Source organism: Blautia sp. Sow4_E7, from assembly GCF_052116245.1.
GTDB lineage: Bacteria > Bacillota > Clostridia > Lachnospirales > Lachnospiraceae > Blautia_A.
The window spans coordinates 85,321-105,890 of record NZ_JBQKLL010000006.1 but is presented as its reverse complement, the minus strand read 5'-3'; the positions used below and the strand labels follow the sequence as shown (position 1 = coordinate 105,890).

Below are 20,570 nucleotides of genomic sequence, written 5' to 3'. Positions count from 1 at the left end.
TGAATAGTCACATCAGACAAAGGATCACTGGATTGGCATCTCTGATTATAGATCAGAGTGTGAGACTGTGTCAAATGATTGTTCAACAGGGGGATAGATAAATGACAGCAAAAGAATATTTGCAACAGGTGAAGCAGAAGAAGGCAATTATTAAAAACCTCCGGAGAGACAAAGAAAGCGTCACGGAAATGTTATATTCCCTAGGCGGATCCGGAGAAGGCGAAAGGGTACAATCCAGCAGGAATATGGATAAATTCGGCACATTATATGGCAGGATTGATGAGATGCAGAGGAAGATAGATGAAGAGCTTGCGTCTCTTGTGGAGTTTGAACTGATTGTATCCGCTAAAATAAATGGGCTGAATAATGAGAAGAACATCGAAGTGCTTCACCGCAGATACATAAGGTTCCAGTCTTGGGAAGTGATTGCGGATGAGATGAATTATAGTGTTCGTTATATTTTACGGCTTCACGGGCTTGCACTGGAGGAATTCCGATTGAGGTATGAGGAAGAGCTTGGATTTGAAAAGGCAGATGGAAAAAAAGGAAGATGAGTGATTATTGGTCCGAGTTCACAAAAGTTCATGTTTTGGACACATAAGGACACAGAATGTGCGGTAAATGACATGTTTTGTGTCCTTTTGTTCATCGTGTCCGTGTGATATAGTGTAAACTGCAACAGATGGAAACAGAACAAGCCCCTGTTGACAAAGTTGCAAAGGCCAATGTTGTGCCTGATTTATTCTTTTTCTCATTCAGCCCTGCCCGAAATGGGTGGGGCGCCTTTGAATAAAAAGAGATGGTGCAACGTGAATGAAATAGAGAAAATGAGGACTGTGCATTTCGCATGGTCCTTTTGTTTTGTATTGAATGAGGAAAGGAGCAGGAACAATGGGCAAATTACAGGTGGTATACAGGAAGGTAGACGAAATCATACCATATGAGAAAAACCCAAGATTAAATGATGAGGCTGTAGAACCTGTAGCTGAAAGCATCAAAGAATTTGGGTTTAAAATTCCTATAGTGTTAAGCAGTGACGGAGTGATCGTCGCAGGACACACAAGGATAAAGGCAGCAAAGAAACTTGGCATGGAAGAGGTTCCGTGCATTATTGCTGATGATCTTACAGAAGAACAGGTAAAAGCATTCCGCCTGGCAGATAATAAGTCGGCAGAGATTGCACAGTGGGATGATGAACTTTTACAGGGTGAATTATCCGAAATACTTGATATTGACATGAGCCTGTTTGGGTTTGGAGGAGGAGAAGCTGATTTCGCAGATGAGCTTCCTGATGACACATATACGATGAAAACGAATATCCCGCAGTATGAGATTACAGGAGATTGTCCCGAAATTTCAGAAATGCTGGATACAGAAAAAGCGGATGATCTTATAAAAGAGATTTCGCAGGCAGAAGGGATAACTCCAGAGGAAAAGGAATTCCTTATTCAGGCAGCACGAAGGCACAATGTTTTTAATTACCGGAACATTGCTGAATATTATGCTCATGCCACACCTGAGATGCAGAGGCTTATGGAGAAGTCGGCTCTCGTAATCATTGATATGAATGATGCGATCGCCAATGGATACGCTACTCTTTTTGGAGATGTCGCAGACATTATGGAGGGCGAGGAAAATGAGGGATGATTTCGCAGTATTCATATTGACACATGGGAGGGCGGATAATGTTGCCACAATGAGAGCCTTGAAAAAGGGTGGATATACAGGAAAGTGGTACATGATCATTGATAACGAGGATGAGACAGCAGATAAATATTGTGAGAATTTTGGAAAAGACCACGTTATCATGTTCGACAAACAGAAAGCATACGATGCGGCAGATACGATGGATAATTTTAATGAGCATCGTGCCATTATCTATGCAAGGAATGAGTCATTCAGAATTGCAAAAGATTTGGGTCTGAAATATTTCCTCATGTTGGATGACGATTACAAAGAGATAGATTTCAGATATGCAGAAGGAAAGAAGTTGGCTGCGAAGCCTGCCAAGGAAATGGACCGGCTGTTTGAAGATATGCTCAAATTTCTTGATGCGTCAGGTGCGGTAACTGTAGCGTTTGCACAGGGCGGAGATTTTGTAGGGGGGCTGGATGGAGGCAATTTCAAAAAGAGGTTGCTTCGTAAGGCAATGAACAGCCTTTTCTGTAGGACGGACAGACCTATAGAGTTCAGAGGGACTATGAATGAGGATGTTACGACATATACAACGCTGGGGAGCAGAGGGAACCTGTTCTTTACGTTGTGTGATATGTGCGTAATACAGATACCAACACAATCTCTCGATGGAGGAATGACAGAGTCGTATCTGGAAACAGGGACATATGTAAAGACATTTTATTCTGTGATGTCTATGCCGAGCTGTATTAAGGTTGGGATGATGTACAGCAAGCACAAGAGAATACATCACCGTATAGATTGGGAATGCTGTGTTCCGAAAATATTGAATGAGAAATACAGGAAAATGGGAGGGCGAGAAAAGTGTCAGGCATAACTGGTGATAAGATGTTCAGCCATATCGACAGGATAATTGGAGATCGGAAGCCGATTACGGCAGATATTTTCCTTACGAATTACTGTAACAATAAGTGCCCGTATTGCACATATGGAAGATGGGAACTGGATGCAGGAAAAACCTATATGAGGTATGAAGATTTTGTAATGTATGCCGAAAGGATGATAGAGCTCGGAGTCGAAGGATTTATCCTTACAGGTGGAGGGGAACCGACAATAAATCCTGATTTTGGGAAAATTACAATATGGCTTGAGAAAAATGGTTTGCATTACGGTGTGAATACAAATTTCAATGAGCCGGCATATATAAAACCTGATTATTTGAAAGTATCTCTTGATGGATGGGATGAGGAAAGCTACGAAAAATACAGAGGTGTAAAGAGATATGAGCAGGTAAGGGATAATATTGCAAGATACGCTTCGTGGAAGAGAACGGAAAGTCCTGGCACATCTCTTGGAATACAGAGGGTAGTGCATAGCTGTTCTGATGTATATAAATTCTATGAGGCGAATGCAGACCTTCCTGCTGATTATATTGTTTTCCGTCCCGTGGAGTCTACCGGAGGAAATTTTTATAATCATATGTATGCTGGAGAAGAGACAGAACAGATCATACAAGCCATAAAGACGCTGATGAAGTTTGACAGCAGGGTAACTCTTAATTTTAAGTGGGATTTACTGGACCGGCAGGAGGATAGCTGCACAGCACAATGGGCGCAGATTGCCGTAAATGAAAGAGGACAGGTGATGTATTGCTGTCATAAGCCATATCAGATCGTTGGCCATATTATGGATGATGATATCCTGGAAAAGAAAAGGAAGGCAGGAACAGATATGAGAGGGTGCGATATACCGTGTAGGATGACAGCACCGAATATGTTCGTGAAGAGTATGGAGCAGGAGCGTGAAAATGCCTGCTTCATTTGATTTTCCGGATAAATAATAGCAGGACAGAGAGGTGGTGAAGTTGGCCAATGAGGAAAACCTGAAACCATTCGGATCCGGGCAGTTAAGTGAGAGCGAAGAGAGAGAGATGCGCTCCAGAGGAGGGAAGAAGTCCGGTGAAACAAGAAGGCGGAAAAAGACAATGAAAGAGACCGCCAAAATGATGCTTGACATGGAGATACCGGCAGCCGGAAAAGAGCTGAAAGCGAAATTGAAGGCAATGGGGATATCGGAGGAGGACTTTACATACCAATCTGCAATAATGGTGGGGATACTCAATCAGGCAATGAAGGGGAACGTTAAGGCAGCCGCTTTCCTTCGTGACACCATCGGAGAAAACCCATTGCTGACGCAGGACGAGGAAAACTCTACTCTTGCCGATGTGATCGAGGAAGCATACAGAGACAGGATGGAGCGTGAAAAAGATGCTGAGCAATGAAGCAATCATGTATTATGCTAACCACCCTGTTGAATTTGTAGAAGATGTAATAGGGGCAAAGCCGGATAAGGAGCAGGCGAAGATACTGAATAGCATTGTTCATAATCAGATGACCAGTGTTCGTTCTGGGCATGGTATTGGAAAAAGTGCCGTGGAGGCATGGGCTGTAATATGGTTTATCACAACACATCCTTATCCGAAGATACCTTGCACAGCTCCGACACAGCACCAGTTGTTCGATATTCTGTGGGCAGAGATCAGCAAGTGGAAGAGGAACAACAAAGTTCTGGACAGCGAATTGGTATGGACCAAAGAAAAACTGTATATGAAGGGGCATTCCGAAGAATGGTTTGCCGTGGCACGTACCGCCAGCACACCTGATGCTTTGCAGGGATTTCATGCTGAGCATATGCTGTATATCATTGATGAGGCATCCGGTGTTGACGATGCGATATTCGAGCCTGTTCTCGGTGCACTTTCTACTCCGAATGCAAAATTGCTGATGTGTGGAAACCCAACGCAGTTATCCGGATTTTTCTATGACAGCCATAATAAGAACCGAGAACAGTATTCTACATTCCATATAGATGGCAGGAACAGTCCGAGGGTATCCGATGAATTTGTCCAGACGATCATCAATATGTATGGCGAGGACAGCGATGTGTTCCGTGTACGTGTTGCAGGAGATTTCCCGCTTGCCGAGGATGATATTTATATACCGCTTCCGATGGTGGAGAAAAGTGTTCAGACAGAATACATACCAAGAGAGCATCCTGATATTATTCATATCGGGTGTGACGTTGCTAGATTTGGAACAGATAAAACCGTCATAGGATACAGGACGGATGAGAAGGTCCGTTTCTTCAAAAAGAGAGTAGGGCAGGACACCATGAAAACTGCTGACGATATTGCTTTGCTCGGTTCCATGTTGGTAGATCAGTATAAATTAAGACCAGAGAAAGACCTTCCGATACCGATAAAGATTGATGATGGCGGTGTTGGTGGCGGTGTTGTTGACAGGTTGAGGCAGATGAAAAGGAATTTTCCTGAACGTTTCTGGTGGATGGAGATCTACCCGGTGAAGTTTGGACAGAAAATCCGACACAAATTTTATGATGACAGCACAACATTTATGATGGCGAACTTGAAAACTCTTTTAAGACCATTCGATGATGAGGGGAAACCTAAGGACGTAGAAATTGTTCTTCCGGATGACGATGCATTGATAGCACAGATATCTGGAAGAAAATACGGTATGACAGAAAATGGAAAGATAAGGGTCGAGAGTAAAAAAGTAATGAAGGCGAGAGGGGTTCCATCCCCGGATGAGGCAGACTGTGTTCTGTTGATATGCCTTCCTGTTAAAAGGCCGAAGAATAAGAAGGGATAACATAAAAGATGGCAAACACGAAGAAAGCGCCTGGAAGGGTGAAAGCGACTGTCATATCGGCATCTGAACCGTTGACAGGAACAGCAAATATAAAAAAGGCAGAAACCACGACAAATATAAATGGTGGAGAAGCCTATAATGCAGGTGATTGGATAGAGCCGAGCGTTCGCATGATAGGGTACAAACAGTTGGTAAGTGAAAGCTCTATACTTCCGCAATGCATCAGAGCATACAAAAACAATATTGCCGGTTTCGGAATTGGGATAAGGTATTCTGTTGACGGAGAAGAAACAGAAGAAATGAAAGCCGAATTCGATATGGCAGAGGAGATCATTGAGCTTTTGAATGTTGAGCAGGACACGAAAGAAGTGTTCGAGGACATTATTGAGGCTCGGGAAACTTACGGAATAGCTTATCTCGAAGTCATCCGCAATATGGCAGGAGAAGTGTGCCAGATTGATTTCATAAACGATGTTCCGAGTGTAAGGAAAACAAAGCCCCTTATGCCGTATGTAGAGGTTCCATATTACCACCACGGTAAAGAAACTAGGAGGAACAAAAAGTTCAGGAAGTATAAACAGCAGATAGGAGGAAAGACGGTATATTTCAAAGAGTTTGGCGATCCTCGGATAATGGATCTCCGTAATGGAGAGTATGCCGGAGAGGAAGGTCTTGAGAAAAAATATCAGGCAAACGAGATTCTTGAATTTTCCATTGGCACAGAGCCTTATGGAGAAATCAGATGGATTGGACAGCTTCTCGGAGTAGATGGAAGCAGGGCGGCAGAGAACCTGAATAACAACTATTTCAAAAACGGAAGACACACTCCTCTTTTGATTATGGTAAGAGGAGGAACGCTTACAGACGAAAGCTACGAAAAGCTGAAAGAATACATGAATGGCATCAAAGGGGAAAAGGGGCAGCATTCTTTCCTGCTGTTGGAGGCAGAGAGTGTTGACGGGCGTTCCGGATTTGATGATGAGACAAAACCGGAGATCGAAGTCAAGGATATAGCCAGCGTGCTGCAGAAGGACGAGCTGTTCCAGGAGTATTTGGAAAACAACAGGCGCAGGGTCCAATCAGCTTTCCAGTTGCCTGATCTGTATGTTGGATATACCACAGATTTCAACAGGGCAACCTCACAGACAGCCAGAGAGGTTACAGAAGAGCAGGTATTCCAGCCGGAGAGAAAATCTCTTGCGTGGGCTGTGAATAATAAACTGCTGAATTGTTACCGTTTCAAGTATGTTGAGGCATATTTCATGGAGCCAGATATCACAAATCCTGATGACATGCAGAAACTTCTCAACACCTGTAGTAATGCCGGAGGAGTAACTCCGAATATGGCAAAAGAGATCATCTGTAAAGAGCTTGGAAGGGAATGTGAGCCATACGAAGGTGAATGGGCAGATGAGCCGATTGCTGTTGGAAGGAATAAGGCAACAGCAAGTGCTGGAGGAGCTGGATGGAACAGTATGTTAAGCCAGTTGTCCGGACAGATTGAAAAGGCACAGAAAAACAGTGAACCAGATGAGGTCGTAGCTGTGATGAAGGAAGTCAGAAAGATACTCCTCAAGATGCAGAAACAGGACGGTGAAGCGTATGCGTATTGACACGAAGCCTTTGATCGATGCCATAGACAGGTATATAGCAAAGGCAGATGACGATCTGAAAGAAACTCTTGCTTCCGAAGGGTATGTGAAAGCAGAGGAAGCAGTTGAGGCAATCAATGTTTTGGAGGATGCCGTGTCAGAGGCACTTGAGAGTGATGCTGATGAATTCTTATCCAGAGTGCAGGAGGCTGCCGGAATAGATGATTTTATTTCCGATGTATGGCCAACCATAAAAACGTCAGAGGATTTGAGGAACGCACTCCATGATATATTCAAAACACAGTTTGATGATATGCTCCGGAAGTTCACGTATAACTGGATCTTGTCGGAACAGCCAGAATTTGCTCCACACATCGATGATACACGCATCACGAAGCCGGCAGAAGATTTTATAAAAAAATGGTCCGGAGATTTGGCAGACCTTATGCATCTTTCCACGAAAGACGCTATGGAGCGCATACTGCTGAAAGCACAGGAAAAAGGGTGGACGATAGATGAAGTATCAACCGCAATTTCAGACAGCGGAATACGGCAGGTTGGATACCGTAGCCGCAGGGTTGCAGTTACAGAAGTGTTGAGGGTGGAAAGTTACGCACAGCAGGAAAGCATGGTGCAGGAACCATTGACCTATGCAAAAAAATGGAAACACGTATCATCACCACATCCAAGAGAAAACCATATCGCCATTGATGGACAGGAGGTTTTCAAGAGAGAAACATTCACACTTACAGGTGCAGACGGTGTGGTATATCATCCTGTTTGCCCGAGGGATACCAGCCTTCCTGCAAAAGAAACGATAAATTGCCATTGCATTATGGAGGCTGTGTCTGATGCCAATGCGAAGGGGATTTCAAAAGACGATTGGCTTCAGATGAGGCAGGCGGCTATGGATGAGGTGGACAAAGAGTGGGAAGATCGGATGCAGACAGAAGAGGCTCTTCGGTATGCAGATGAATCTGTGATCGATGATTATTACAATCAGGTGTTTGGCTCACAAGGAGCGTAATTGGAATATGAAAAATAAATGCAGACAGCACGGTACGAGAGCGCCGTGCTTATTTTATGCCTTATTGAAGAAATTTAAAAATTTAAAGAAAGGAGCGAAAGTACCGATGAACGGTAACGTCAAAAAGTCTTATGCCATCAGTGATGCGAAGATAAAGTTCGTTTCTCTGGTAGATAAGGCAGCGAATAAGCATGAGTTCCTGATTACCAAATCAGAGGGAGGAAATGCGTGGTTCCAGACTTACGGAAGAATTGTAAAGGCAGATGAAGTGACACATTATGTCACCGGAATAGTGTATGAGCCTATGGTCGAGGACACTGACGGTAATTACATGACCGAAGAGGAAATCACGAAAGCCGCCCACTGGTTTATGAAGAACGCAGGGGATGCAGACATCCAGCACTGCTTTGAAAAGGCAGAGGGTGTGGAGGTTGTAGAATCGTATGTTGCGAAATGCGACATGGAGATTGAAGGCCAGCCGATTAAGAAGGGAACCTGGCTCATGACGATGGAAGTCACAAACGGAGATGTATGGGACTCCATAGAAAAGAAAGACATCACAGGATTTTCCATGGGAGGACAGGGAAAATACAGTTCCGTTGATGTGGATATCACGGATCCTGACAATCCGGTGGAAAAGAAATGCGGAGGAGGAGCAAAAACGTGTAATTCCAAAGCTGATGATGAAAAGACCAAAAAGGGTAAAGGGATTGCAAAGCAGATCGCATCCTTATTTGGTCTTGATGTGGTGGAAAAAGGAGCCGTTAAGGAGCAGTACAAGCAGAGGATTGTCAGAGACAATTTCTGGACTGCTTTTTATTCCCTGTCAGACAACTTGCTGGACACATACAACCCTGATACCGGGCGTTATGAGACTGTCCATGATGAGACAAAAATCAGGGAAGCGTTGGAGGATTTCAACGAGATCGTCACCGACTTGCTTACCGACAAAGATGGAATTTATAAATCCATTGAGAAGGCAGGCAAGAAGATGAGCACAGAAAACAGGAGCACGTTGCAGGGTATTTATGAAAATCTCGGAACGTTCCTGGCAAAATTTGATGAAGAGGAGGAAATCGAAGTGACTAAGGCAGAGATCGAAAGCATCGTAGTTGGTGCTGTACAGAAAGCAATGTCCGGAGAAGCCGCACAGGCGGCAAATAGCGGTGCAAATCCCGCAGGTGAAGTGCAGAAAGGTGCAGGCAATCAGAGCGAAGCCAGCGGCGGTAACGTAGCGTCAGAGGCAATTACTGCTGAGTCCATCGAAAAGATGGTTCAGGCAGCAATCCAGAAGCAGATGCAGCCGAAAGAGGAACCGCTGACTATGGAGAGCGTTCAGGATTTGATCGAAAAATCCGTTGCTAAGGCAATGGAGCCGGTACTGAAAAGTGCAGGTGTTCCGACCAATATGAACAACGAGATTATCCAGAAGAGAGAAGAAGAAGAGCATTATCTGCATGGTTTTCTTTAATTAAAGCGAAAGGAAGGTAAAACGAATATGAATGGCAATAGAAGTATTGTGAACAAAGCGGCAGGAACAGCCATTTCTACAGGTTCTATCACACATGGTTTGATGAACCCCGAACAGGCGAGAAGATTTATTCAGCAGACCTTTGAGGCAACAAATCTCAGCCCGCTGATTCGCCATGAGATGAGGACAGCAAAGAGCGGTGAGATCGACAAGATCGGTATCGCATCCCGTATCATGCGTAAGAAGGTAGAGAATACCGATGACGGCTACAGAGCTGGTGTTAAAACATCCCAGATCGAATATGCTACCACAGCAGTTCGTCTTCCGTGGGAAATTACAGAGGAAACTCTGCGTGAGAATATCGAACAGCAGAACCTTGAGAAGGTTATCACAGACCTCATGACAACACAGCTCGGTGTTGATATGGAGGATCTGTATCTGAATGGTGATGAAGCAACATCATCCGAAGCACAGGATTATGATTTCCTTAAGATCAATGATGGGTGGATTAAGCAGATCAAGAATGGCGGTCATGTATATGATGCATCCAGTGCAAGCGAAATGAACCTTGATATGTTCTATAAGACTCTGGCGCAGATTCCGAATAAATACAACAACGGAAAACTGCGCTGGCTCATGTCTCCGAAGAGAGCGCAGGATTGGGAGCTGTTCCTGCTGAATAAGGTGATCGGAGCTGGTGGAGCTGTTCCGGACAGCATTTATACAGCACCGGCAAAAATCCAGACCGTAGAGTGTCCGTCCCTGTCTGATGACATTATTCTCCTTACTGACCCGAAGAACCTTATTGTCGTAAATACCTACGATGTTAAGCTGAGAAGAACTGTTGAGGGTAAAGATGCGATCATGATGGACAAACGTTTCTACGTGGCACATCTGGATTACGACCCGATTATTGAGGAGCTGGATGCAACAGCTATCATCACCGGGCTGAAATAGGATAAAGGAGGGCGCAACATATGTATCGCTTAAAGCTGATTAAAGCTCTTTCATATTCTGGCATTGTGACTGCCACAAAGACAAAACCGTTTGTTATTGTTCCCGAAAAAGAGCAGGCAGAATACCTTGTTTCAACAGGGTATTTTGAACTTGTTGGAGGTGAAGGGGAAACCACAGAAAAAGCGGATGAAAACGCAGAGCAGAAGAACAGTGAAGAGCTGCTTTTCCCGGATGAGGAGGAAGCCGAAAAAGAAAGTCCTTCTGTGATGGTCGAGTTGCAGAAAAAGACGAAGGATGAGCTCGTTGCATATGCAGGAATGAAGGGCATCGACCTCACCGGATGCAGTAAGAAAGACGAGATATTCCAGAGAATTGTCCAGGAGCTTGCAAGAGCTGATGAGGCAAGGAATTTTCTCAGAAACTGATGTGAGGTGTTGAGATATGGCAGTGGAAAGGCCATGGGTGGTCCCGAAGGATGTAAAGGAATATACAAGCCACAAGGATGTAGCCGGAAGAAAAGACGAAAAACTGGTATTTGACATTGCCAGAGCAGAGATGAAAGTTATTCACATAACGAATAACAAATTCGCTGATTATGAGGTTATACCAGAGCCGGTGAAAATGGCTATTGTGCTTGTGGCAGAGGCTTATGCGAAAAATGACATTGAAGCCTCAAAGAAAAAGATCAAAAGTGAGTCTTTTGATGATTATTCGTATACGGCAGAGGAAGCCACCATCGACATTGACAGCATTGACCTTGAAGGGCTTCTCGATGATTACATAATCACAAAGGGAAGTGGTCGGACAGTGATGAAGCTCCGGTCTTTATGAGGAGGGCGAGAAATGTTCGAGGATTTTCTAAATCACAGATGCGATATATACCATCCCGTTGAGGATGATACGAAAGTCGGTTATGGAATAAAAGCATCGAAAACAAAAGCGTGCAAGGACATTCCTGATATAGAGGATGTACCTTGCCATTTTTATGTGAATTCCTCTCTTTCCATAAAACAGAAAGAACCATTTGCTGTTGTCGATGGAGAAGCAAAACTTGCACTGCCATACGGAACTGACATAAAAGAAAATGACTTTGTGAAAATCAGAGGGTATATGTTCAGGGCAGGAATACCAAAAGCGGTTCACGGGAACCACCACATCGTTGTAACGATACGAAGAGAGGAAGGAATAAAGGGGGCAATCTGATGATTGATGTCAGCGAACTTGAAGAGTTTGCACGAAGGTGCGAGGCTGCAGCCGCAGACCTTAAACCGTATGCTGGAGAAGTCCTGAAAGAGGCAGGGGATGAGTTCCTTGATATCGTTCAGGAACAGATACAGAGCGCAGGCAATGTGGACATGGGTAAATTACTTGCTTCATTCACAAAAGGAGGGGCAGGAAATGTTTACCAGCTTGACCTTGGAGGGCTCGTCCTTACCATTGGAACAAGCGTCGAATATGCGAAATATGTGAATTACGGACATAAGCAAAAGCCAGGAAGGTTTGTGCCTGGTGTATGGGAAGGAAAGCATTTCAGATACATACCTGGAGCAAAGACTGGAATGGTGCTGAAAGCTTCGTTCGTTACCGGATCACATTTCTTTGATAAATCAGTTGATGTCATGAAACAGTTGTTTCCTCAAATGGCAGACAAAGCGTTTGAGCAGTTCTTCCAGAGATATTTTCCGTAGGAGGTCAGAGATGTATGGAAATCACATTAGAGCAGAGCCTTGCGGCTGCTATACGGTTTATACAGGATAATGCGTCCGATGGAACAGAGTGGTATTTCACGAAGATACCAGAAAATTATTATGTTCCGTCCGTATATTTCAAACCTCCATATACAGCAGGTAGAAAAGCAACTCTAAGGTCATGGTGCAGTACAATCACTTTTATTTGCTGGTTTATGGAGGCAGAGGATTGGGATGCGTATGCGAAGGTGTCTGATATGAGAGACCGTATAATGCTTTCCGGATGCAAAATACCTGTTTTCGGAACAGATGGAGAACCAAACGGAGAGTTTGTAAGGGTAGGGATGCCATCCACTCAAAAGATAGATGACGGAATAGAGCAGTTATCTTTTGAGATTGAGACGTATTTCCACCCTGAGAAAGATACGCAGAAAGCAGAGAAAATAATTGCGGCATGGAGAAGTGCTGCAGAAAAAATGGATGGAGGTGCGAGAGATGCCGGCAGTTAAAAAAGCTACATCAAACACGAATGAAGCATCGGCAGAAGAACAGATCAAATCTTTTGTGAATGAGCAGAAGTTCAGCAGAGACAAACTCCGTTCCAACAGCATGAAGTTGTTTGGAGTAACTCAGAGTACTTTTGACGGTGCAATGCATGGACACAAAGAAAAAGAGTTCACGCTGAAAGAAGCGAAAGCCATCATTAATGTATGGCTTTACGGAAAGGAAGGTAAAAAATAATGGCAGGTGGAACATTTAAAAAATCACAGCCGAAAGTTAGACCTGGCACGTATGTAAATCTCGTGAACGGAAGACAGCCCTCGGCTGTAGCTCCTACTACTGGTGTTGGAATTATTCCGCTGATCGGGTATGACTGGGGACCGAGGGGAAAATTCATCATTGTTTCCGCAGGTTCTCCTGATGCTCATATTGCAGAATTTGGTCGTAGCGTATATGACGATAATGACCATATGCTGATGCTGCAGCTTATGCTCATGGGATCTTCCACAGTATATGTGTATATTCCTGATGGGGGAACAGAATCAAAATCCGAGATTACGGTAGGATCTTCCAAACTTACGGTTAAGGCAAAGTACAAGGGAAGCCTTGGAAATAAAATCAAAATCGTATCTGTTGCAAACCCTGTTGGAGGGTTTGATGTATCTGTTGTCCTTGACGGTTCCGAAGTGGAGCTGTTTGAGGGCGTAAGCACAATGGATGAGCTTTCTGGAGTTTCTGAGTACGTTGAGTTCTCCGGATCCGGAGAGATGGAAGCGTTTGCTTCATCTACGCTTTCTGGAGGAACAGACGAAACTTCCGGAAATGTTGGTGTTACAAATTTCCTTGATAAGTCTGAAAAGGTACGTTTTAACTGTATGTGTTTCCCGTCAGAGGAAGTATCTCTTCAGGCAGCATTGCTCACGAAGATTAAATATATCAGAGAGAGCATCGGATGGAAATGCACGGCAGTTGCTCCGAATTTCGATGCGGATTACGAGGGAATTATCAACCTTGTGAATTCTTTCGAATATGGAGATAAAGAGCTTACAGTACCGCAGGCGTGCGCATGGCTCGCAGGAGCAAGTGCCGGTGCTGATTATGTGACTTCCCTCACATATACGCAGGTCCCGAATGCTACGAAAGTGGTAGGGGAAAAGAACAACGAAGAGTCTATTGCGGCAATCAAAGCCGGACAGTCATTTTTCAGTGTGGATGATAACGGAAATGTTATTCTGGAATATGACATCAACAGCCTTGTCACAATTCTGCAGGACGATCCGCAGGACATCATGAAGAACAGACCGCTTCGTGTGTATGATACCTTTTCGAATATGCTTCTCACAACATTCGTTCCCGGAAAATTTGACAACGACGAGGATGGATGGTCTGTGATGGAAGGTCTCGGACGTTCGATGCTCCAGAGCTTCCTTGATGATGGGGCAATTCAGAATGTTGATCTTGATGCTGATTTCCTTGTTGATAGAGGAGAGTCTATCGGAGACAGCACATATATCACATATGGTATCCAGACCGTAGACAGTGCAGAGAAGTATTACTTCACAGGCATTGCACGGTAATGAAAGGAGGAAAACGATATGGCTGATACTAAGAGAGTGAACAGCAGCCCTCTTTCCGCAAGAGAAGGAAAAGTCTATATTGACGGTGTTCTTGTGGCAGATAGCTGTAAATTCAAGGTTGTGTTCAAACCGGATGTATGGTCTGGCAAACAGTTGTCCGAGCATGGAACTAACCGCCGTTGGATTGGATACGATATCGAAGTGCAGATCACACAGTGGAAGACCACGAGAATGTACCGCACTATGATCGATAAGTACCTCAAGAGCGGCATCACACCTGAGATGACCATTCAGGGGGTTCAGACCGATACAAACTCTGACTTCTATGTGAAGAATAAGAGTGAGAAGGTTACCTGTATCGGATGCGTTCCGACAGGCGATATCAATCTTATCGATATGGATACTGACGGAGATGTTGTAAAAGAAGACATCACCTTCGGTGCAAAGAAAGTGGCGTAATTATTCGCCGTACAGAATATTCAGAAATGATGGGAGGGGGAAACCTCTCCCTGTGTTCGTATAGGAGGAAAAATAGATCATGGACATGAAAGCTTTTATGAAGGAAGAACTGAAAAACAGGGGGACAATGCAGTTTCCTGGAATTGAAAAATTTACTGATAAGGATGGAAAACCCATTCCGTTTATCATTAAGCGGTTATCGAGAAAAGAGCAGAAAGAGATCAGAGATGCTTACAAATCCACAGAGGTTTACCGTGACCGCAAGAATGGGGGCAGACCGATTATCGGTGCGAATGGACAGGTTGCAGTCCTTAAAGATTATGATGCAGAGGCCGCTGGATTGGCAATCATGGTTGAGGCTTTTGTTCAGCCGAAACTGGATGACCCCGAACTGATGCAGTATTACGGTGTTGTGGACCGTCTGGATATGCCGCAGATCATCTTTTCCGAAAAGGATGATTTTGCATATGCTGATAAGTGCCTGATGAAAGCCTGCGGTCTTGAGAGCGAGAAAACAGAGAAAGAAATTCTTGACGAAGTAAAAAACTGATGTCCGGGGAAGGCGAGGAGGACATTGGGGATGCCGAATGGATGGATAGGGGCTCTGACATGGAATGGAGATGGGCCCATATCCTTTGGCAGAGAAGGGGATTGAGGATGGAAGAATTTGCTGATATGCCCCGTAATGTCCAGCTCGCCTATATTGCCTCGGAACAGCTTGCCATGGAAAATCCTATAAATTCCATGGATAGACTTGCAAGAGTTTATATAAAAACCAAGTAGCAAAGGAGTGAAGAGATGAGCAGTATATCTGTGCGCATGGCATTGAACGAAAATGCCAGTAATAAACTGAAAAGCATTGCTTCCGCAGGAAGAGAAGCAGCCAAACAGTTAAGTGCCGCAGGAAAAGAAATTGATAAAGCGTTCAATTCAAAAGCCCCTACATCCTTTGCGAGCAGTGCAGGGAGCGCATTCAGTTCCATCGAGAATCATGCAGAGAGCCTTGGAAATGCCATTGATGATGCCCTCGATGGTTTTGACGAATTCTCTTCCGGCAGTTTTAGAGGGGCTGAAAATGCTTTTTCCAGTGCATCTGAAAGTGCTGATGATTTTGCAGAGTCAGCAAGCAAGGCAGGTGAAAGCGTAGATAATTTGAAAACATCTGCAAGCGGACTTGGAGACGGTCTTGACGGACTTGGAGCTGGGGCTGATGACATGGATGATTTTGCTGACAAAGCAGATGATGCAGGGGAGTCTATGGATAAAACCGCATCCAAAGCAGGAACACTTGGAAGTGCTTTGCAGAAATTATTCGCAGTTGTAGCAGGAGCCGTTGTTCTTGATAAGATAAAAGATTTTACGATGGACTCCATAAATGTTGGCTCTGATTTTACATCCATGATGTCAGAAGTGCAGGCAATATCCGGAGCATCTTCCAGTGAGCTTTCGAAGATGGAGGAGACAGCACGATCCTATGGAGCCACTACCGTTTTCTCTGCAACAGAAGCGGCAGAGGCATTGAAATATATGTCGCTCGCAGGATGGGATGCTAACCAGTCCTCACAGGCTCTTGGAGGGGTGCTGAACCTTGCGGCAGCCTCAGGCATGGGACTTGGAGAAGCGTCTGATATGGTTACCGATTACCTGTCTGCGTTTGGTATGGAGGCAAGTAAATCCACATATTTTGCAGATATGCTTTCGTACGCACAATCAAACAGTAATACAACAGCGGCACAGTTGGGTGAAGCTTACAGAAATTCAGCCGCCAATATGCATGCTGCAGGGCAGGATGTAGAGACAACAACATCTCTGTTGGAAGCCATGGCCAATCAAGGTTATAAAGGTTCAGAAGCAGGAACCGCATTGGCGGCAACTATGCGAGACATAACGCAAAAAATGGAGAATGGTGCGATAAAGATCGGAGAAACTTCGGTTGCCGTTCAGGACTCCCAGGGAAATTTCCGTGACCTTACCGATATTCTCACTGACGTTGAAAATGCCACAAATGGGATGGGTGACGCAGAGAAGGCAGCCGCACTAGGTTCCACATTTACCAGCGATTCCATAAAGGCGCTGAATATGATTTTGACAGAGGGAATGGATAAAGTATCTGGGTATGAGGATGCCTTGAGATCTGCTGGAGGAGCATCTGAAGAAATGGCTGACACGATGAATGATAATCTTCGTGGAGATGCAGCGAATATGAGTTCTGCGTTTGAAGAAATGAAATTGCAGATTTTTGAAAATCTCGAAGAGCCATTAAGAGAAGAGACGCAATACATCACAAATGAAATCATACCAGACTTGACATCCTGGGTTCCAGAAGCATTTGGAAGTGCTGCAAAAGGAATTTCAAAAGTAGGAAATGCATTAAAACCTTTGCTCGAAACAATATTGAAGAACCCAGAGGCAATCGGAAGCACATTTGTTTCCATTGGCACCGGATTTGCGGCAATGAAAACTGTAAGCGCAGGAATGAAGATTGCAGACAAAGTGACAGAAGCAGGAGGGATGGTATCTGCATTAAAAGGTTTTGGGGCTACGTTGTTTGGAAATCCATGGGCGGCAGGAGCTGCGGCTGCTGTTGCGGCACTCACGGCTGTTGGATTTGCAATCCACTCGTACAATCAGCAACAGATTGATAGTAGTTTTTCAGAACACTTTGGAGATATAGAACTTTCGGCAGAACAGATCTCCGATGTGGCATCCCATATAATTAATGCCACATGGCTCGTGGATATCCAGACAGCGCTTGGGCATTTTGATAATGCAGAGACAGCTAAGAAGCAGGCAGAGGAAGCGTTGCAGGAGAATGATGCTATCGAATGGAAGGCGCGTATTGGAATCAGCCTCACAGAGGATGAGACCAGTACATATATGCAGAATATTGCCACGTTTACAGAGAATATCCAAAATGCATTACAGGAACAGACTCTTGCCGCCGAAATGACAATATCCAGTTTCGGAATAAAAATGGCTGATGGTTCCAGCCTTGCAGGAAAAATATCTGAATGGGCTGCCAGTGATTTGCAGGATATGTCATATCTTTCAGCCGGATTAACGAACCTTGTGCAGACCGCATTGGAAGATGGCATCATTGATGTTGACGAGCAGGCTGCCATTGACCAGTTGCAGAGTAAGATCAGCAACATTATGGCCGGATGGAAAGAGTCAGAAGCTCAGGCTGAAATGGATATGCTCACCAGAAAGTATGGAAGGCTGTCCGGGCAGGCGCTTACAGAAGATGCATTTGAAAAGGTTGTCGAGGAGCTTGCTGACCAGAGAGAAACTGCGGCAAGTGCTCTCGAAGAGTCAGAAAAGAAATTATATGCAACCCTGAATTCTCTGAACAGGAAAGACGAAAACGGAGTGCAGAGGATTTCTGACGAAGAGCTCGTGAGCTATAAACAGCAGGCTGGATATGCGGCACGGAACAGCGAGGCTTCCATGCTTGGGAATAGTTTGCAGTTCGAAACCAATACGCTTTCCGATGCTTATGGAGAAAAGCTGAATGAAAATAGGCTTAGCATAGAAAGTTCCACAAGCGAATTTTTGAAGAATGCAAATAATTACCTTGCAAATCAGGATTACAGCTCCTTGTTTGACTCCATGCAGTATGGTTATACAAACGCAATGACAGGCACGAATATATTCAGCAGTAAGGACCAGAAGGCACTTTCTAAAGTATTCGATGCTATGAAGCCAGATGTTGAAAGTATGACAGGGCTGATTGATGAGTACAGGGAAATGGGTCAGGCTATCCCGCAGGATGTTATGACAGCATTCAATGACGCTATGATGGTTGGAGCAGCAGCAGGTGATGCTGATGCCGCATGGCAGGTATTTGCAAACCAGATGGTAGCTGATCCTGCAAGCGAAGCTCTAGTTCAGGCTATTCAGGAAGGTACAGTTTCTGTTCCGGAAGAATTGAGGACGGCCTTAGAAAGAGCTACCGCAGAAACTACAGATGAGCCTGTGACTATTGAGGGAATGCAGGCAGACATTGAAAATGTGGAAGTGAATGAGGAACATGTTGGAGAGCTTATAAACAAAGCGTTTGAGGGGTTGGAGGCAACCGGTGTCGAAAAGACCATAAACGGAACAGCCACCGTCGAATATGAAGTTGTCGCAGGAGACACGCTGTCCGGAATTGCATCAAAGGTAGGATCTACTGTAGATGAGTTGCTGAAATATAATCCTCAGATCACCAACCCTGACCTTATCAATGTTGGGGCAACGATTAATATTCCGAAGGAGCTTGTCGCAGTTGAGGCGAGCGGAGTTGGTGAAGCCACTGACGAAGCAATCCAGAGCGAAACTGGAAATTCAGAAACCGAAACAGAGGTTCAGGTGAATGTGACCACCAGTGCAGGTACGGTGGATGATACCGGTGCTTCCGAAGCTGGACAAGCCGCAGAAGATGCGGCTCAATCAGCGGCAGGAGGAGAAACGACCGTTGACAAAACAGTGACCAGCAATACGACATATGTCCCTGGTGTTACTGATACATCGCAGGTTGAGAATGCAGCCACAGAGGAATTATCATCCGGAAGTGCAAAGCAGGAAATTGTTACTGATACCACATATGTTCCTGGGACAACAGATACGTCACAGGTCACATCTGCGACAGAAAATGCCTTGAAGGAACAGACGATCTCATCTACAGCAACAACGAATGTGACAGCACAGATGGGTACAGATAATTTTGATGCAACAACAAGTGCGTTCGCATCAAAATTCCAATCTGCTCTCACTTCGGCATTCAATAAGACGTTCCATGCCGCCACAAATGCAAGTATCACAGTAAATTATAGTATTGCGAATCCATCAAAGACCATCACGTTTTCTGGTGGAGGAAGCGGAACAGCCACGGTATATGCGCATGCTTCCGGTGGTATTTTTGATACACCGCATTATGGAGTATTGGCAGAGGCAGGACCAGAAGCGTATATTCCTCTCGATGGTTCTGAAAATGCAAAATCCATCTGGCAACAGGCCGGAGAAATGCTCGGCATGTTTGGTGATGATAAGCCTATACAGACATCACCAGATACCGTCTCTAAAGCCGATACAGGCGCAGGCGGCGGTTCAAAATCTATAAGCAAGGAAATCAATATCAATATCAACGGAAGCGGTAATTTGAGGGTAGGAGGCGGAGTGTCTAAAGACGATGTGGTTCAGATACTCCTTGAGAAGGCAAGGGAAGTCTTTGTGAACATTGTAGAGGAAGAGGCTCTGGTAGGAGGTGACGCATCATATGAGTTCTAATATGTTCAGCGAAAATGCGAATAATCCGACAAAATACCGGATGTTCTTTAATTATGACAATGACAAAAAAGTGTATGTCCTTCCAATGCTTCCACAGAAGATCAGTCTTACCGTGAATGGAAAGCTGACATCTGTTGATATAGATACGTTCGGAGAGATACTTCACAGAGGGAAAAGGGATGCAATAACGATTGAGTTTGAGTCAATTTTCCCTTCTGTGTACGGGAAGAATTATTGTTCGTGTATGGAGAAGGAATTCAAAAACCCTTCAACATGGCATAAGTGGATGCTAGCCCTGATGAATGCGAATAATCCATTCCACTTTGTTCTTGTGGGATCTCCATTTTCAATCAATATGTATGCTGATATAGCATCATATGTGCCGTATGAGCAGGGTGGAGATGTAGGAACGATTTATTACAAAGTGAAAATCAGGGAGCACAGGAAACCGGCTGTTGAAACGTACAAGAAAAAGAAGAACAGTAAGCCTCAAAAAACCAGTAGTGGAAAGAGACCTAGCAATAAAAAGACAGTATACTACAAGACCACGGCAAAGAGTGGACTTCATTTGCGTACCGGTCCGAATGCAAAAATAATTGGTCTCATGCCTTATGGAACGAAAGTATCATCTGACGGAAAGAAAAACGGAAAATGGTACCATGTCAAATACGGAAGCAAATGGGGATATGCCTATAATTCGTGGCTGAAAAAAGTATAGTGGGGG

At 44.5% G+C, this 20,570-nt stretch carries 22 protein-coding genes; all 22 read left to right on the top strand.

The genetic code is table 11. The annotated features are described in order from the left end of the window. Positions 1-101: 101 nt before the first annotated feature. The 22 genes from ACTQ50_RS05765 (at position 102) to ACTQ50_RS05660 (ending at position 20,564) form a co-directional block, all read left to right on the top strand. Complete coding sequence (locus ACTQ50_RS05765; RefSeq protein WP_441483369.1) at positions 102-554, top strand: hypothetical protein; 453 nt, start codon at positions 102-104, stop codon at positions 552-554. Positions 555-891: 337 nt separating this feature from the next. Further along, entirely contained in the window at positions 892-1,647 is a 756-nt protein-coding gene (locus ACTQ50_RS05760; RefSeq protein WP_441483368.1) for a ParB N-terminal domain-containing protein, read from the top strand. Beyond that, positions 1,637-2,512 (top strand): hypothetical protein, encoded by an 876-nt coding sequence (locus ACTQ50_RS05755; protein ID WP_441483367.1) that lies wholly within the window; start codon positions 1,637-1,639, stop codon positions 2,510-2,512. The genes ACTQ50_RS05760 and ACTQ50_RS05755 overlap by 11 nt, the downstream gene beginning before the upstream one ends. Continuing rightward, entirely contained in the window at positions 2,500-3,459 is a 960-nt protein-coding gene (locus ACTQ50_RS05750; protein WP_441483366.1) for a radical SAM protein, read from the top strand. The genes ACTQ50_RS05755 and ACTQ50_RS05750 overlap by 13 nt, the downstream gene beginning before the upstream one ends. 31 nt (positions 3,460-3,490) lie before the next feature. Then, the gene (locus ACTQ50_RS05745) at positions 3,491-3,916 is read left to right on the top strand and encodes a hypothetical protein (RefSeq protein ID WP_441483365.1); all 426 of its coding nucleotides are present in this window, start codon (positions 3,491-3,493) and stop codon (positions 3,914-3,916) included. Then, positions 3,903-5,306, top strand: coding sequence for a terminase B (locus ACTQ50_RS05740; RefSeq protein ID WP_441483364.1), 1,404 nt, complete (start codon positions 3,903-3,905; stop codon positions 5,304-5,306). Before ACTQ50_RS05745 ends, ACTQ50_RS05740 begins: the two co-directional genes overlap by 14 nt. A gap of 8 nt (positions 5,307-5,314) precedes the next feature. Beyond that, the gene (locus ACTQ50_RS05735) at positions 5,315-6,919 is read left to right on the top strand and encodes a phage portal protein (protein ID WP_441483363.1); all 1,605 of its coding nucleotides are present in this window, start codon (positions 5,315-5,317) and stop codon (positions 6,917-6,919) included. After that, on the top strand, positions 6,909-7,925 hold the full coding sequence (locus ACTQ50_RS05730) for a phage minor head protein (RefSeq protein ID WP_441483362.1): 1,017 nt from the start codon (positions 6,909-6,911) through the stop codon (positions 7,923-7,925). The genes ACTQ50_RS05735 and ACTQ50_RS05730 overlap by 11 nt, the downstream gene beginning before the upstream one ends. A gap of 106 nt (positions 7,926-8,031) precedes the next feature. Beyond that, positions 8,032-9,396, top strand: a complete 1,365-nt coding sequence (locus ACTQ50_RS05725; protein WP_441483361.1) for an XkdF-like putative serine protease domain-containing protein — start codon at positions 8,032-8,034, stop codon at positions 9,394-9,396. A 27-nt stretch (positions 9,397-9,423) separates the two neighbouring features. Then, the gene (locus tag ACTQ50_RS05720; RefSeq protein ID WP_441483360.1) at positions 9,424-10,353 is read left to right on the top strand and encodes a hypothetical protein; all 930 of its coding nucleotides are present in this window, start codon (positions 9,424-9,426) and stop codon (positions 10,351-10,353) included. A gap of 20 nt (positions 10,354-10,373) precedes the next feature. Beyond that, complete coding sequence (locus tag ACTQ50_RS05715; RefSeq protein WP_441483359.1) at positions 10,374-10,778, top strand: hypothetical protein; 405 nt, start codon at positions 10,374-10,376, stop codon at positions 10,776-10,778. 16 nt (positions 10,779-10,794) lie between these two features. Further along, complete coding sequence (locus ACTQ50_RS05710; RefSeq protein WP_441483358.1) at positions 10,795-11,184, top strand: DUF3199 family protein; 390 nt, start codon at positions 10,795-10,797, stop codon at positions 11,182-11,184. A 12-nt stretch (positions 11,185-11,196) separates the two neighbouring features. After that, on the top strand, positions 11,197-11,556 hold the full coding sequence (locus ACTQ50_RS05705) for a DUF3599 family protein (protein WP_441483357.1): 360 nt from the start codon (positions 11,197-11,199) through the stop codon (positions 11,554-11,556). Next, positions 11,556-12,041, top strand: a complete 486-nt coding sequence (locus ACTQ50_RS05700) for an HK97 gp10 family phage protein (RefSeq protein ID WP_441483356.1) — start codon at positions 11,556-11,558, stop codon at positions 12,039-12,041. Before ACTQ50_RS05705 ends, ACTQ50_RS05700 begins: the two co-directional genes overlap by 1 nt. 14 nt (positions 12,042-12,055) lie before the next feature. Further along, positions 12,056-12,550 carry a hypothetical protein gene (locus ACTQ50_RS05695; RefSeq protein ID WP_441483355.1) on the top strand — a complete coding sequence of 165 codons (495 nt, stop codon included), beginning with the start codon at positions 12,056-12,058 and terminating at the stop codon, positions 12,548-12,550. Further along, a complete protein-coding gene (locus tag ACTQ50_RS05690; RefSeq protein ID WP_441483354.1) occupies positions 12,537-12,782 on the top strand; it encodes a hypothetical protein in 246 nt (81 codons plus the stop codon). Before ACTQ50_RS05695 ends, ACTQ50_RS05690 begins: the two co-directional genes overlap by 14 nt. Further along, positions 12,782-14,119, top strand: coding sequence for a phage tail sheath family protein (locus tag ACTQ50_RS05685; protein WP_441483353.1), 1,338 nt, complete (start codon positions 12,782-12,784; stop codon positions 14,117-14,119). Before ACTQ50_RS05690 ends, ACTQ50_RS05685 begins: the two co-directional genes overlap by 1 nt. Positions 14,120-14,137: 18 nt before the next feature. Continuing rightward, on the top strand, positions 14,138-14,578 hold the full coding sequence (locus ACTQ50_RS05680) for a phage tail tube protein (protein ID WP_441483352.1): 441 nt from the start codon (positions 14,138-14,140) through the stop codon (positions 14,576-14,578). Positions 14,579-14,657: 79 nt separating this feature from the next. Continuing rightward, a complete protein-coding gene (locus ACTQ50_RS05675) occupies positions 14,658-15,128 on the top strand; it encodes a phage tail assembly chaperone (RefSeq protein WP_441483351.1) in 471 nt (156 codons plus the stop codon). Then, positions 15,128-15,361, top strand: coding sequence for a hypothetical protein (locus ACTQ50_RS05670; protein ID WP_441483350.1), 234 nt, complete (start codon positions 15,128-15,130; stop codon positions 15,359-15,361). The genes ACTQ50_RS05675 and ACTQ50_RS05670 overlap by 1 nt, the downstream gene beginning before the upstream one ends. A 15-nt stretch (positions 15,362-15,376) precedes the next feature. After that, the gene (locus ACTQ50_RS05665) at positions 15,377-19,846 is read left to right on the top strand and encodes a phage tail tape measure protein (RefSeq protein WP_441483349.1); all 4,470 of its coding nucleotides are present in this window, start codon (positions 15,377-15,379) and stop codon (positions 19,844-19,846) included. Further along, positions 19,836-20,564, top strand: coding sequence for an SH3 domain-containing protein (locus ACTQ50_RS05660; protein ID WP_441483348.1), 729 nt, complete (start codon positions 19,836-19,838; stop codon positions 20,562-20,564). Before ACTQ50_RS05665 ends, ACTQ50_RS05660 begins: the two co-directional genes overlap by 11 nt. Positions 20,565-20,570 lie beyond the last annotated feature (6 nt).